Origin of the sequence: Rhizorhabdus dicambivorans (assembly GCF_002355275.1) — a bacterium.
GTDB classification, from domain to species: Bacteria; Pseudomonadota; Alphaproteobacteria; order Sphingomonadales; family Sphingomonadaceae; genus Rhizorhabdus; species Rhizorhabdus dicambivorans.
On sequence record NZ_CP023449.1, the window covers coordinates 360202 to 372996 of the forward strand.

Consider the following 12795-nt stretch of genomic DNA (forward strand, 5'->3'; position numbering starts at 1 on the left):
GACATGAGCTGGCGGCTCCCCCGAACCGCGCCCCCCAAAACCACCGCAACAGCGCCGAGATCGAGCTTTTCCGCCCTTTTTGTCCCCCGACACGCGGGACAATGTATGTCCGGGATGTGGGCGGGCCGCAAGAGCCCGTTTTTCCGGCGCTTTGAGCCGCCGATCAGGCCACCCCGTGCTCGAAGCCGAGTGCGGCCGGCAGGGGCACGGGCCCACCCGCATCGTGGAGCCGCAGCCCAGTGCCGGCCTCGAACCGGCCAATCTCGACGGCATGGGCCGAGGCCGCCTCGCGCAGCGCGGGCGGGACGGCGGCGATCAGCTGATAGTCATCGCCGGCGGTGGCGGCGGCAAGCCGGGCGGCCCGGTCCGCGCCGAAGCCGCGGGCCTCGTCCGACAGCGGGACGGCATCGAGGTCGATCGCCACCGCCAGCCCGGAGGCGGCGGCAATCCGGGCCGCGTCGATCAGCAGCCCGTCCGAGACGTCGGCCATGGCATGGGCGAGCGGGGCCAGCGCGCGGCCCTCTGCGAGGCGCGGCATCGGCAGGCGATAGGCCTTGAGCAGCCGGCGCGGCCCTTCCAGCGCCCCGCGCGCGATGCGCAGGCCCAGCCCGGCGTCGCCGACCGGGCCGGTCAGGAACACCAGGTCGCCCGCCCGCGCCGCGCGCCGATCCGGCGCGCCGCCGGGCGCGACCTGGCCGATCGCGGTAAGGCCCAGCACGCGGCCGTCGCCCCGGGGCTGGGCGACGGTGTCTCCGCCCAGCAGCGGCACCGCGAAATGGTCGAGCGCGCGGGCCAGCCCCGCGACGAAGGCGGCGTCCCAATCGCCGTCGCCGGTCAGCCCGAAGCCCATCAACACGCCGATCGGTTCGGCCCCCTTGGCGGCGAGATCGGACAGGTTGACCGCGAGCAGCTTCCAGGCGACGTCGCCGGGCGGATCGCCGGGGAGATAATGGACGCCTTCGACAAGCATGTCGTGGGTCAGGACCAGATCGCGCCCCAGCGGCGCCGGCAGCACCGCCGCATCGTCGGCCAGCCCGCGCGCCGCCGGATGGCGGGCAAGGCTGCGGAGCCGATCGATCAGGTGGCGTTCCTCACTCATTTCTTCCCGTCACCCCGCCCTTCGACTGCCTGCAAGGCAGGCGCAGGGCTGGCATGACAAGAATAGATCAGAGGATCAACAATCCCACCGCATCCCACAGCAGCTTCAGGCCCACCATCAGGGTCAGCCAGTAGATCAGGGCATAGAAGCGGTCGGGTGAGACGCGGCGGACCAGGCGGACCCCCGCGAAGGTGGAGAGGATGGCGACCGGCATCAACGCCGCCGACACCGTGAGGTTGGCGGCGGTGAACTGGCCGAGCCCGATATAGGCCGGTACCTTCAGGCAATTGACCGCGCCGAAGAAGATCGCGCTGGTGCCGACCAGCACGTCGCGCGGCAGGCGCTGCGGATAGACCCAGATCTGGAAGGGCGGCGCGCCGGCATGGGCGATCTGGCTGGTCAGCCCCGCTCCCACGCCGCAGACCAGCCCCACCGCGTCGGGCAGCTTGCGCGAGGGCACCGTCCGCCCGCCACGCGCGATCCACAGCTGGTGCGACGCGAAGATGACGGTGATCGCCCCCAGCGCGAGCAGCATCCAGTCCTCGCGCAGGCTGGCCGCGAACAGATAGCCGAGCAGCACGCCGAACACCGCGCCGGACAACATGACGCGCATGACGTGCCGGTCCCAGCTGCGCCGGAAGGCCCAGATGCCGACCGCGTCCTGCACGACCAGCAACGGCAGCAGGATCGCCGCCGCCTGCACGGGCGAAACCGCCAGCGCCATCAGCGGCATGCCGAGCATGCCGATCCCGGAAAATCCCCCCTTGGCGAGTCCGATCAGGGTAACGGCCAGCAGGCCGAGCAGCCAGAACCAGGGATCGTGAAGGACCGGCGGGTCGGGAATCACCCGCGTATGGCGCGGGCCACGGCGTCGAGCAGCCCGTTGACGAAGCCCTTCTCGCGCTTGTCGTAGAAGGCGTCGGCGACATCGACATATTCGCTGATCACGGTCGCGGTGGGCACGTCGGGCCGGGCGATCAGCTCATAGGTGCCGACGCGCAATATCTGCCGCATCGGCTTGTCGAGACGCTCCAGGGTCCAGCCGCTGGCCAGCTTGGCGGTGATCGCGGCGTCGATCTCGGCGCGGCGGGCGTCGACGCCCCTCACCAGATCGTCGAAGAAATCGACCTCGGCGGCGGCATATTCGACATCCTCGATCGTCGCGCCCAGCCGATGCTGGTGGAACTCGTCGAGCAGGCTGGCCAGCGGCGTGCCCTCCATCTCCTGCTGGTAGAGTGCCTGGGCAGCGGCAAGGCGGGCGGCGCTGCGGGAGCGCGATCGTTCGTTCTTCTTGGTCATCGTCAATCCAGTCTCGCCGCGACCGAGGCAGCATGGGCGGGCAGTCCCTCGGCGCGGGCCAGCGCGACGGCGGCGGGGCCGATCGCGGCGATCGCCTGCGCATCGAGGGCGATGAAGCTGGTGCGCTTCATGAAATCGAGCACCGACAGGCCGGAGGCGAAGCGCGCCCGGCGCCCGGTCGGCAGCACATGGTTCGGCCCGGCGACATAATCGCCCACCGCCTCTGGCGCGTGGCGGCCGAGGAACACCGAGCCGGCATGGCGCACCCTGTCGAACAGCGCCTGCGGATCGGCGACCGCGAGTTCGAGATGCTCGGGCGCGAGCCGATCGGACAGGGCCGGCACCTCGTCGAGGCTGGCGACGGTGACGATCGCCCCGTTCGCCTCCCAGCTCGTCCGGGCGGTCGCCTCGGTCTGGAGGCGCGAAAGCTGCGCCTCGACCTCGGCGGCCACCTTGTCCGCGAAGCCGGCATCGTCGGTGAACAGGATCGACTGGCTGGTGGGATCATGCTCGGCCTGGCTGAGCAGGTCGGCGGCGATCCAGGCCGGATCATTGTCCCCATCGGCGACGACGACGATCTCGGACGGTCCCGCCACCATGTCGATCCCGACCACGCCGTAGAGCTGGCGCTTGGCCTCGGCGACCCACGCATTGCCGGGGCCGACGATCACGTCGACCTTGCCGATGCGATCGGTGCCATAAGCGAGCGCGGCGATCGCCTGCGCGCCGCCGATCCGCCACACCTCGTCCACGCCGGCCAGCGCGGCGGCGGCGAGCACCAGCGGATTGACCACGCCGTCGGGCGTCGGCGTCACCATCACCAGCCGGTCGACCCCGGCGACCTTGGCGGGAATCGCGTTCATCAGCACCGAGGAGGGATAGGCCGCCCGTCCGCCCGGCACATAGAGGCCGGCAGCCTCGACCGCGCCCCAGCGCGCGCCCATGCGGACGCCGGCATCATCGGTGCGGGCGCTGTCGGCGGGGCGCTGCCCTGCATGATAGGCCTCGATCCGCCCGGCGGCGAGTTCGAGCGCGGCGCGCAGATCGGCATCGAGCGCGGCGAGCGCATCCTCACATTCGGCCTGCGGGATGCGCCAGCCTGACGCGTCCAGGTCGTGCCGGTCGAAGCGGCGCGTATAGTCGGCGAGCGCGGCGTCACCCCGCGCGCGGACCTCGGCGACGATCGCGGCGACGTCGCGCGATACATCCGCATCGGCATCGCGCCGTCCATCGACCAGCGCGGTGAAGGCAGCGCCGAATCCGGGGTCGCGGCTGTCGAGCCTAAGCGGCATCGCGCCCCGCCCCCTTCGCCTCAACCGCGCGGCGGAAGCCCTCGACCAGCGGGCCGATATCGGTGGCGCGGGTCTTGAAGGCGGCGCGGTTGACGATCAGCCGCGACGATATCTCGGCGATCGTCTCCACCTCGGCCAGCCCGTTGGCCTTCAGGGTGCTGCCGGTCGAGACGAGATCGACGATCCGGCTCGACAGGCCCAGCACCGGGGCGATCTCCATCGCGCCGTTGAGCTTGACGCACTCGGCCTGGACGCCCCGCGCCTCGAAATGGCGGCGGGTGATATTGGGATATTTGGTGGCGACGCGGACATGGCTCCACTCGCGCGGATCATCGCCCTCGGCCATCGCCACCGGCTCGGCGACCGAGATGCGGCAATGGCCGATGTGGAGATCGACGGGCGCGTAGAGCTCCGAATAGTCGAACTCCATCAGCACGTCCGACCCGACGATACCGAGCTGCGCCGCGCCATGGGCGACGAAGGTGGCGACGTCGAAGGCACGCACCCGGATCAGCCCGATATCGGGGCGGTTGGTGGCGAAGCGCAGCAGCCGGCTGTCCTCGTCGCGGAACGCGGCCTCGGGCTCGATGCCGATGGCGGCGAACAGCGGCAGCACTTCCTTCAGGATGCGCCCCTTCGGCACGGCGATGATGATCTGGTCGGTCATTGCGCGGGCGCCTTACCCCACCAATTCCCGAATCGCCAGTATGCCGAGGATCGCGAAGATCGTGGCGGCGGCGATCCGCATCCAGCGGAGCGGCACGATACGGGTGATCCGGTCGCCGAGGAACACCGCCGGCACATTGGCGATCATCATGCCCAGCGTGGTGCCGAGCGCCACCAACCCGACATCATGATAGCGCGCGCCGAGCGCGATCGTGGCGATCTGGGTCTTGTCGCCCATCTCCGCCATGAAGAAGGCGATGGCCGTGGTCAGGAAGACGCCGTAGCGCGCGGGCTTCGCACCATCCTCCTCCTCGTCGAGCTTGTCGGGCACCAGGGTCCACGCGGCCATGGCGAGAAAACCGAGCGCGACCGCAAGCCGGAAGCCGAAGCTGTCGAGCAGCCCCGCCACCGTCGATCCGGCGAGCGCCGCCAGCGCGTGGTTGACGATGGTCGCGGCGAATATGCCCAGGATGATGGGGGTGGGCGCGCGGAAACGGCAGGCGAGGACGATCGCCAGCAGCATCGTCTTGTCGCCGATCTCGGCAAGGGCGACCAGCAGGGTCGAGGCGAGGATGATGTCCATCAGTGATTCCAGGCCGGGCGGACGGTTCGACGGACGACACCACGCCCCCCGCCCGGCAGGCGAGGTCGCGGTGTCATCGGTCTTGCCAGGATTCTTTGGAACCCTGATCGCGCCATGGGCTCTCACCCAAGCATGTTGACGCGATTCCCACCCCGGAGGACGGCCGGCTACTCCCCGGATGACGGGGGTCGGGTAGGGGAGGCGATCGCCACCGTCAACATCATTGCCCCCTCCCGGCTAGGGAGGGAGAACGGACTCACCCGTTGCGCGCGGTCTCGAACAGGAACCAGGCACGCTGCTCGGCCTCGTCGGTCCAGTCGTCCAGGACGCCGCTCGTGGCATTGTCCTTGGCGTTGTCGACGATCTCCTTGGCTTCGCGCAGCTTGGCGACGAGCGCGAGATTGTCGTCGCGCAGCTCCTTCAGCATGTCCTGGGCGCTGACGAACTCGGCATCATTGTCGCGAATCGTCTGACGGCGCGCGATATCACCGACCGAGCGGAGCGTGGTGTTGCCGGTCTTGCGCACCCGCTCGGCGATCACATCCGTCGTCGCCAGGATCTGCGCGGCCTGGTCGTCAAGCAGCAGGTGATAGTCGCGGAAGTGCGGGCCCGAGACGTGCCAGTGGAAGTTCTTGGTCTTGAAATAGAGCGCGAAGCTGTCGGCCAATATGCCGTTCAGCGCGTCGGCGACGCTCATCGCGCTGTTGCTGGACAGGTCTGTGGGTGTGGCCAGCGCGGGCTTTGGTTTCTTCGCCATCGAGGATTCTCCCTTGTCGATTCGGCTCTCCAACGACCAATGTGGCAAAAGGTGGCGCCGGGGTCGCCTGATTTGTCTCGGTCTTACAGATCGATGTTTTCGATCAACTCCGTGGCGACCCGACTTGACTCGGGGCCGCTTCCGCCATTAAGGGCCGCATCCGAACAGCGGCGCGCCGACGCCGCTTTATTTTTTGATATCGATAAGGGTTTCGGGTCATGGCCAAGCCGACCACCGTCAAGATCAAGCTCGTGAGCACCGCTGACACCGGCTTCTTCTACGTCACCAAGAAGAATCCGCGCACCCAGACCGAGAAGCTGAGCTTCCGCAAGTACGACCCGGTCGTGCGCAAGCATGTCGACTTCAAGGAAGCCAAGATCAAGTAAGTTGGCGCGGGCCACAAGGTCCGCCCGCTTGCCTGAAGGCCCAGCGCCCGCCCGTCAAACGGCGGGCGTTTGCGTTTGAGTGCGAAAGATCCTCCCTATGCGCAGCATGGGGAGGGGGACCGCGGCGCAGCCGTGGTGGAGGGGTTTCCCGATGGGGTCTGGCGGTGCCGGGAGGTTGAACACCCCTCCACCATTCGCTACGCGAACGGTCCCCCTCCCCGCGCTACGCGCAGGGAGGATCTTTCAGCCTGCTCTTTTAAACCCGCCGCCCAGCGGCCCGGCCAGCCCCTCGACCGCCGATACGAATCGCGCGACCGAGATCGGCTTCGACACATAGGCGTCGGCCCCGGCCTGGCGCACCCGGCCCTCGTCGCCCTTGCCGGCATAGGCGGTCACCGCCATCACCGGGATCGCATCGAGCAGCGGATCGCCCTTCATCATCCGGATCAGCTCGACCCCGCTGATGTGCGGCAGCTGGATGTCCATGATCACGAGCTGGGGGATGAAGGCCCGTATCGCGTCGAGCGCCTCGCGCGCGTCGCGGATGGTGCGCACCTCGGCGCCATGCGCTTCCAACAGGTCGCGGAAGAGCCGGAGGTTCAGCTCATTATCCTCGACAATCAGGACTTTTTTCGCCACGGCTACACCACCTAAACGAGCTTCGAGCGTAAGTCATGCCCCCCGGCGAATCCAACCCCGCGAATCTACGGGGCGTTCAGCAAGAATCCAGCATCGTCACGGGGCTCACCGCCCTGGCGTGGACGCTTGCCGATCCGGCGCGGGCGCAGCGCCTGCTCGACCTCACCGGGCTGACGCCCGAGGCGCTGCGCGCCGGGGCGGGCGACGCTTCGGTCCTTGCCGCGCTGCTCGATTTCCTTGCCGGCCATGAGCCCGACCTGATCGCCTGCGCCGAGGCGATCGGCCTGGCCCCCACCGAACTGGTCCGCGCCCGGGACGTGCTTCAGCCGGACAGAGGGGCCGCATGAGCCGCCCGCTGCTGATCACCGATTGCGACGAGGTGCTGCTCCACATGGTGGGGCCGTTCGGCGCCTGGCTGGACGAGGCCCACGACATCGACTTCGCGATGGACAAGCCCGAGTTCGTCAATGCGTTGACCCGCCGTGCCGACAGCAGCATCGTCGAGGCCGAGCATATCTGGCCGCTGCTCGATGCCTTCTTCACCACCGAGATGCATCGCCAGACGCTGGTTCCCCATGCACGCCAGGCGCTGGCGACGATCGCCGAGCTGGCCGACATCGTCGTGCTCACCAACCTGACCGACCAGTTCCACGGGTCGCGCGTCGCCCAGCTCGACGCGGTCGGCATCCGCCACGCGGTCCAGTGCAACCAGGGCGGCAAGGGTCAGCCGGTCGCCGACCTCGTCGCGCGATACCAGCCCAGCGTCACCGTGTTCGTGGACGATCTGGAGCATCACCATGCCTCGGTCGCCCGCCACGCGCCCGATGTGTGGCGGGTCCATATGGTCGCGGAACCCAGGGTGGCGCGGCATCGCGCGCCGGCCGAACATGCCCATGTCCGCATCGACGACTGGGCAGAGGCACTGCCCTGGATCGTCGCCCGATTCGCCGGGGCTGCTTGACGCTGCCCCGGCACTACAGGAAAGAGACTTCATGAGCATCGAAGCGCGTCTCGCCGAACTTGGAATCACCCTGCCGGCCCCGGCCGCCCCGGTCGCGGCCTATGTTCCCGCGGTCGAGGCCAATGGGCTGCTCCATATCTCGGGCCAGCTGCCGTTCCGCGAGGACGGTTCGCTGATCACCGGCCGGCTGGGCCAGGATGTCGACGTCGCGGCCGGAGCCGAAGCCGCGAAGCGCTGCGGCGTGATGCTGATCGCGCAGATGAAGGCGGCGCTGGGCGGCGATCTCGATCGGGTCGAGCGGATCGTCAAGCTCGGCGCCTTCATCTCGTCGACCCCCGACTTCACCGACCAGCCCAAGGTCGCCAACGGCGCGTCGGAGCTGATGCAGGCGGTGTTCGGCGATGCCGGGCGCCACGCCCGCAGCGCGGTGGGGGTGCCGGTGCTGCCGCTGGGCGCCGCCGTGGAGATCGACGCCATTGTCGCTGTTCGGCCTCTTTGACCGCTGGCGCTTCCCGGTACCCGACGCCCGGCGCGTCGGGTTCCTGACCCGTACCCCTTTCGCGAACAAGGGCCTTCACGGCGCCCGTCATGTCGAGAACAGCCGCGCCGCGATCGAGGCGGCGGTGTCGATGGGCTATGGCGTCAAGATCGACGTCCAGTTCAGCCTCGACGGCCATGCCTATGCGATCGCCGACCCGACGATCGAGCGGCTGACCGACCAGCAGGGGCAGGTCCGCCACCTCACCAGCAAGCTGCTGGCCGAGATCAGGTTGCGAGGCAGCGAGGAGACCATTCCCCCGCTCAAGGAACTGCTCGGCATCGTCGCCGGCCGCGCGCCGGTGCTGGTCGAGCTCAGGACGATCGAGGGGCATGTCTCGCAGCTGTGCGTCGCGGTGCGCCATGCGATCGAAAGCTATCGCGGCGAGGCGGCGGTGATGTCGCTCCATCCCGAAGTGCCGCGCTGGTTCGCCTCGCACGGCAGCCGCATCGCACGCGGGTTGATGCTGTCCGATAACAGCGCCTATGCGAAGGAAGCGGGCAATGAGCGGGTCAAGACGCTCTGGCGCGCCCAGCCCGAATTCCTGGCGATCGACATCAACGACCTGCCCGATCGCTTCGCCCAGCGCCAGCGCAGGCGCGGCATTCCCATCCTGGCCTGGACCGTGACCTCGGCCGAGCAACAGGCGATCGCCGCCGACTGCGCCGACCAGATCATCTTCGAGGCGCCCGGATGGTGACCGCCCGGACGGCGGAGGGGGTTGCCAGTTTCAGCAAAGAGGATTGGGACGCCTGCGCGGGTGATGCCAATCCCTTCGTCTCCTGGGACTTCCTTTCCGCGCTGGAGGAATCGGGCAGCGCCACCGCGCGGACCGGCTGGCAGCCGGTGCCGATCGCGATCGACGGGGCGGACGGGCGCCCGGCCGCGATCCTGCCGGCCTATGCCAAGAGCCACAGCCAGGGCGAATATGTGTTCGACCATGGCTGGGCCGACGCCTGGCATCGCGCGGGCGGCCAATATTATCCCAAGCTCCAGATCGCGGTGCCGTTCAGCCCGGTGCCGGGCCCCCGGCTGCTGCTGCGCGACCCGGCACTGGCGCCGGCGCTGATCGCCGCGGCCGAGGCGCTGACGGTCGAGAACGACCTGTCCTCGGCGCACGCCACCTTCGTCGAGCCGGAGCAGATTCCGCTGTTCGAGGCGGCCGACTGGCTGATCCGCACCGATCGCCAGTTCCACTGGGCCAATCGCGGCTATGCGAGCTTCGACGATTTCCTGGGCGCTCTCGCCTCGCGCAAGCGCAAGGCGATCCGCAAGGAGCGCGCGGCGGCGGTCGCGGGGCTGGAGATCGTCCGGCTGACCGGCACCGCGATCGAGGAGCGGCACTGGGACGCCTTCTGGCATTTCTACCAGGACACCGGATCGCGCAAATGGGGCCGGCCCTATCTGACCCGCGCCTTCTTCTCGCTGCTGGGGCAGCGGATGGCGGACAAGGTGGTGCTGGTCCTGGCGCTGCGGGAGGGGACACCGATCGCCGGCGCGCTCAACCTGATTGGGGCGGACACGCTCTATGGCCGCTATTGGGGCTGTACCGAGGAAGTCCCCTTCCTCCATTTCGAGCTCTGCTATTATCAGGCGATCGATATCGCGATCGAACGCGGCCTGGCGCGGGTCGAGGCGGGCGCGCAGGGCGAGCACAAGCTGGCGCGCGGCTATGAGCCGGTGGCGACCTGGTCGGCGCACTTCATCCCCCATCCGGGCTTCCGCCGCGCGGTGGCCGACTATCTGGAGCAGGAACGCCGCGCCATCGCCGCGAATATCGAGGGATTGGGCGAATATACGCCGTTTAGAAAGGTTTGAGGTCTTTTGCTTGCGCCCTCAGGCGCCGGGCGCGAGCCATCCGGCTCGCTTGGCTTTCCTCGCAATAAGCTCGGACGCGCTTTTCGCGCTTGCCTCTTCGAGCCTCTCTTATTTCTACGATAAGATCATCGTCGGAGCCCGCAGGGCTCCGCAAGGCCAAAGGCCGTCCGAGCTTATGCGAGGAAAGCCAAGCAGCGCGGATGCGCTGCGCCCGGCGCTTGAGGGCCAATCAAACTACGCAGCCAGCCGGTTGCCGAAGCCCAGCATCGCCCTGGCCTGGCGCTGCGCCTCGATGATCTCGCGGGCGGTCATCTCTTCCGAGATTTCCGCGCGGCACTCCATCGCGCGGGCGTTGCCGCCCAGCGCCGCGATGTTGAACCATTTGTGCGCGGCGACGAGATCGAGCGGGCAGCCGTCCGCCCCCGCCGAATAGGAGACGCCAAGCTGGAAGCAGGCGTCGATATCCCCCCGCATCGCATCGCTAAGGCGCGATTCGGTCAGGAACTGCTGCGATCTGAGACTATGGCCCATGTCACGCTCCACTGTTTCCCCGGGAGCGGCATGGTCTCTTGCTGGCCGACCGGTACCGTTCCCCAACAGGGTTAACGGCGCGGTGACGGCATTGTTTAGGCGGGAATGGAGGTGGCGGGTCGCATGCCCGATCCGGTCCGCCGGTTCAGGCCTCGCGGCCGAGCCAGTAAAGCTCGCGTCCATGGACGCGCAGCCAGGCGCGCTCGGCCGCCGGATCGCGGCCCAGCAGCCGCTCGACCGCGGCGTGGAAATCGGCGCTGTGGTCCATGTGCAGCCGGTGCGCCACCTCATGCGCGACGGTCGCCTCCAGCACCGTCGGTGGGGCCAGGATCAGCCGCCAGCTATAGCGTATGTCGCCATTGGCCGAGCAGCTTCCCCAGCGCGCGCGCGGATCGCCGATCGACACCCGGCCGATCGTCACGCCGGCCCGCTCGGCATAGCGCAGCGTCTCCGCCTCCAGCCGCCGCAGCGCCTGCGCCTTGAGCCAGCGGATCACCCGCGCGCTCAACAGGTCGGCGGGTTCGGGCACCACCAGCCGGTCGCCGGTCCGGCGGACGATGCGCCCGGTGGCGGCAAGCTCGATGGTCAGCCGCTCGCCCGCCACCTCGACCGCCATGCCCGGCACGATCGGGCGGGCATGGGGCAGGGCGTCGAGCGCCTGTTCGATCCAGTCGCGCTTGGTCTCCACCCATTTCAGCGCGGCCTTGAGCGAGGCGCGCGCGGGCAGGATCAACCGCACCCCGCCGTCGCGCGGATCGACGCTCAGCCGCATGCTGCGCGCCTGCGCCATGCGCCTTACCTGCAACGGCCGGATCCGCCCGCCTGCCGCGAAATGCATATCGGGCGCGGCGGGGGCCGGGGCCGGGTTGGGCTTGCGGCGGAAGATCATCGCATCCTCTTGTCGACAGACGCTAGCACCGCCATCTTACAATTCCCGGTCGACGAGGTGATGTTCGAGATCGCCCGCCTCGTCCTCCGAAACCGTCCAGCCGCGCACCGAGACACCCGCCTTGTGGACCGATTCCGGATCGCCGCTGACCAGCGGATGCCAGTCCGGCAGCGGCTGCCCCTCGTCGAGCAGGCGATAGGCACAGGTCGAGGGCAGCCAGTCGATCTCGCGCAGGACCCGGGGCGTCAGCCGCACGCATTCGGGGACGAAGGTGCGCCGATGCTTGTAATCCTTGCAGAGCCCGGTGCGCCGGTCGAGCAGCCGGCAGGCGACGTTGGTCGCCATCAGTTCGCCGGTCTCCTCATCCTCCAGCTTGTGGAGGCAGCATTTGCCGCAGCCGTCGCACAGCGACTCCCATTCGGCCCGGCTCATCTCGTCGAGCCGCTTGGTTTCCCAGAAGCGGGGCTGATCGGTCATATCCCATCATAGTCCGTTTTCGGGACACCGTCGTCCCGGATGTAATTCGGAGCCCCGATGGACTCCGCAAGCGCGAACGCACGCCCGAGCTTATGCGAGGCAAGCCAAGGCGGACACATGTCCGCCGCCCGGCGCTTGAGGGCTAACCGATCAACGCGCCCAGCGCTCGATGTCGCCGGCCACCGCCTCGGCGCCCTTGTCCTGGGCGACGAGAGCGAGCGGCTCGCCCCCGGGGCCGAAGAGCATCGCCGTGCGGCTATGGTCCATCAGATAGTTGTTCTTCTCTTCGGCCGCGAACTGCTCGGGCGGGCGCGGGTCCTTCTTGTCCTGCTTGGCGGGGATCTTCTGGTAATAGACCGCGAAGGCCTTGGCGGTGGCGGCGATCTGGGCCGGCGTCCCGGTCAGCGCGACGAGGCCGGGGAAGGCGTTGGTATAGGCCTTGAGCGCGGCGGGGGTGTCGCGTTCGGGATCGACGGTGATGAAGATCGGCTGCACCCGCGCGGCTAGATCGGGGTTGCGCTGCCGGAGCAGGCGATAGCCCTTCATGATCGTCTGCACGTCGACCGGGCAGACATCGGGGCAGAAGGTGTAGCCGAAATAGATCAGCCGGTATTTGCCGGCGAAATCGCTGTCCTTCACCGCCTTGCCGTCCTGGTCGACCAGCGTGAGGGGGCCGCCGATCCGGGCATCGGCCAGGGGGGGAGTCTCGGGCGGGCCGCCGCAGCCCGACAGCGGCAGCGCGGCCATCGCCAGCAGGGCGGCGACCAGCGGTCGAAGGGTGGGATTGTTCATGGTGCCGCCAGCCATGCTTTGCTATTGGCCCACAAGCAAGAGCCTGATCGGTGAGGTGACGGCTCGCC

Annotated in this window: 18 protein-coding genes and 1 riboswitch; of the genes, 6 read left to right on the plus strand and 12 right to left on the minus strand. The window is 68.7% G+C overall.

The window, feature by feature from the left end; genetic code table 11:
* Window positions 1–163: 163 nt before the first annotated feature.
* The 7 genes from thiL to CMV14_RS01620 all read right to left on the minus strand — a co-directional run bounded on the left by thiL (window position 164) and on the right by CMV14_RS01620 (window position 5696).
* Entirely contained in the window at window positions 164–1099 is a 936-nt protein-coding gene (gene thiL, locus CMV14_RS01590; protein ID WP_066959940.1) for a thiamine-phosphate kinase, read from the minus strand.
* Window positions 1100–1166: 67 nt separating this feature from the next.
* Complete coding sequence (locus tag CMV14_RS01595) at window positions 1167–1946, minus strand: sulfite exporter TauE/SafE family protein (RefSeq protein ID WP_083215694.1); 780 nt, start codon at window positions 1944–1946, stop codon at window positions 1167–1169.
* Window positions 1943–2398 (minus strand): transcription antitermination factor NusB, encoded by a 456-nt coding sequence (gene nusB / locus CMV14_RS01600; RefSeq protein WP_066959943.1) that lies wholly within the window; start codon window positions 2396–2398, stop codon window positions 1943–1945. Before nusB ends, CMV14_RS01595 begins: the two co-directional genes overlap by 4 nt.
* 2 nt (window positions 2399–2400) lie before the next feature.
* The gene (hisD, locus tag CMV14_RS01605) at window positions 2401–3690 is read right to left on the minus strand and encodes a histidinol dehydrogenase (protein ID WP_066959946.1); all 1290 of its coding nucleotides are present in this window, start codon (window positions 3688–3690) and stop codon (window positions 2401–2403) included.
* A complete protein-coding gene (gene hisG, locus CMV14_RS01610) occupies window positions 3680–4357 on the minus strand; it encodes an ATP phosphoribosyltransferase (protein ID WP_066959948.1) in 678 nt (225 codons plus the stop codon). Before hisG ends, hisD begins: the two co-directional genes overlap by 11 nt.
* A 12-nt stretch (window positions 4358–4369) precedes the next feature.
* Complete coding sequence (locus CMV14_RS01615) at window positions 4370–4939, minus strand: TMEM165/GDT1 family protein (RefSeq protein ID WP_066959951.1); 570 nt, start codon at window positions 4937–4939, stop codon at window positions 4370–4372.
* 3 nt (window positions 4940–4942) lie between these two features.
* Window positions 4943–5128, minus strand: a riboswitch (yybP-ykoY riboswitch).
* Between the two features lie 67 nt (window positions 5129–5195).
* Window positions 5196–5696, minus strand: coding sequence for a Dps family protein (locus CMV14_RS01620; protein WP_066959954.1), 501 nt, complete (start codon window positions 5694–5696; stop codon window positions 5196–5198).
* 218 nt (window positions 5697–5914) lie between these two features.
* Here CMV14_RS01620 and rpmG point away from each other — a divergent pair, with 218 nt between their 5' ends.
* Window positions 5915–6082, plus strand: coding sequence for a 50S ribosomal protein L33 (gene rpmG / locus CMV14_RS01625; protein ID WP_010125625.1), 168 nt, complete (start codon window positions 5915–5917; stop codon window positions 6080–6082).
* 243 nt (window positions 6083–6325) lie between these two features.
* Here the strand turns inward: rpmG and CMV14_RS01630 are convergent, their stop codons facing one another.
* Window positions 6326–6721 carry a response regulator gene (locus CMV14_RS01630; protein ID WP_066959958.1) on the minus strand — a complete coding sequence of 132 codons (396 nt, stop codon included), beginning with the start codon at window positions 6719–6721 and terminating at the stop codon, window positions 6326–6328.
* A 35-nt stretch (window positions 6722–6756) separates the two neighbouring features.
* Here CMV14_RS01630 and CMV14_RS01635 point away from each other — a divergent pair, with 35 nt between their 5' ends.
* Genes CMV14_RS01635 through CMV14_RS01655 form a run of 5 tightly spaced genes read left to right on the plus strand, consistent with a single transcriptional unit; the run spans window position 6757 to window position 10038 of the window.
* A complete protein-coding gene (locus tag CMV14_RS01635) occupies window positions 6757–7068 on the plus strand; it encodes a DUF3572 domain-containing protein (protein ID WP_083215695.1) in 312 nt (103 codons plus the stop codon).
* Window positions 7065–7682 (plus strand): hypothetical protein, encoded by a 618-nt coding sequence (locus tag CMV14_RS01640; RefSeq protein ID WP_066959961.1) that lies wholly within the window; start codon window positions 7065–7067, stop codon window positions 7680–7682. The genes CMV14_RS01635 and CMV14_RS01640 overlap by 4 nt, the downstream gene beginning before the upstream one ends.
* 31 nt (window positions 7683–7713) lie before the next feature.
* Window positions 7714–8181 (plus strand): RidA family protein, encoded by a 468-nt coding sequence (locus CMV14_RS01645; protein WP_066959963.1) that lies wholly within the window; start codon window positions 7714–7716, stop codon window positions 8179–8181.
* Window positions 8159–8920, plus strand: coding sequence for a glycerophosphodiester phosphodiesterase family protein (locus CMV14_RS01650; protein ID WP_066959966.1), 762 nt, complete (start codon window positions 8159–8161; stop codon window positions 8918–8920). Before CMV14_RS01645 ends, CMV14_RS01650 begins: the two co-directional genes overlap by 23 nt.
* Window positions 8914–10038 (plus strand): GNAT family N-acetyltransferase, encoded by a 1125-nt coding sequence (locus CMV14_RS01655; protein ID WP_066959968.1) that lies wholly within the window; start codon window positions 8914–8916, stop codon window positions 10036–10038. The genes CMV14_RS01650 and CMV14_RS01655 overlap by 7 nt, the downstream gene beginning before the upstream one ends.
* Window positions 10039–10272: 234 nt before the next feature.
* Here CMV14_RS01655 and CMV14_RS01660 read toward each other — a convergent pair whose 3' ends face one another.
* From CMV14_RS01660 to CMV14_RS01675, 4 genes are all read right to left on the minus strand, one after another.
* Entirely contained in the window at window positions 10273–10569 is a 297-nt protein-coding gene (locus CMV14_RS01660) for a sel1 repeat family protein (protein WP_066959971.1), read from the minus strand.
* 145 nt (window positions 10570–10714) lie between these two features.
* Window positions 10715–11458, minus strand: coding sequence for a M48 family metallopeptidase (locus CMV14_RS01665; RefSeq protein ID WP_066959974.1), 744 nt, complete (start codon window positions 11456–11458; stop codon window positions 10715–10717).
* A gap of 36 nt (window positions 11459–11494) precedes the next feature.
* Window positions 11495–11935, minus strand: coding sequence for a YcgN family cysteine cluster protein (locus CMV14_RS01670; RefSeq protein ID WP_066959977.1), 441 nt, complete (start codon window positions 11933–11935; stop codon window positions 11495–11497).
* A gap of 150 nt (window positions 11936–12085) precedes the next feature.
* Entirely contained in the window at window positions 12086–12727 is a 642-nt protein-coding gene (locus CMV14_RS01675) for an SCO family protein (RefSeq protein ID WP_408014365.1), read from the minus strand.
* Window positions 12728–12795: the final 68 nt, after the last annotated feature.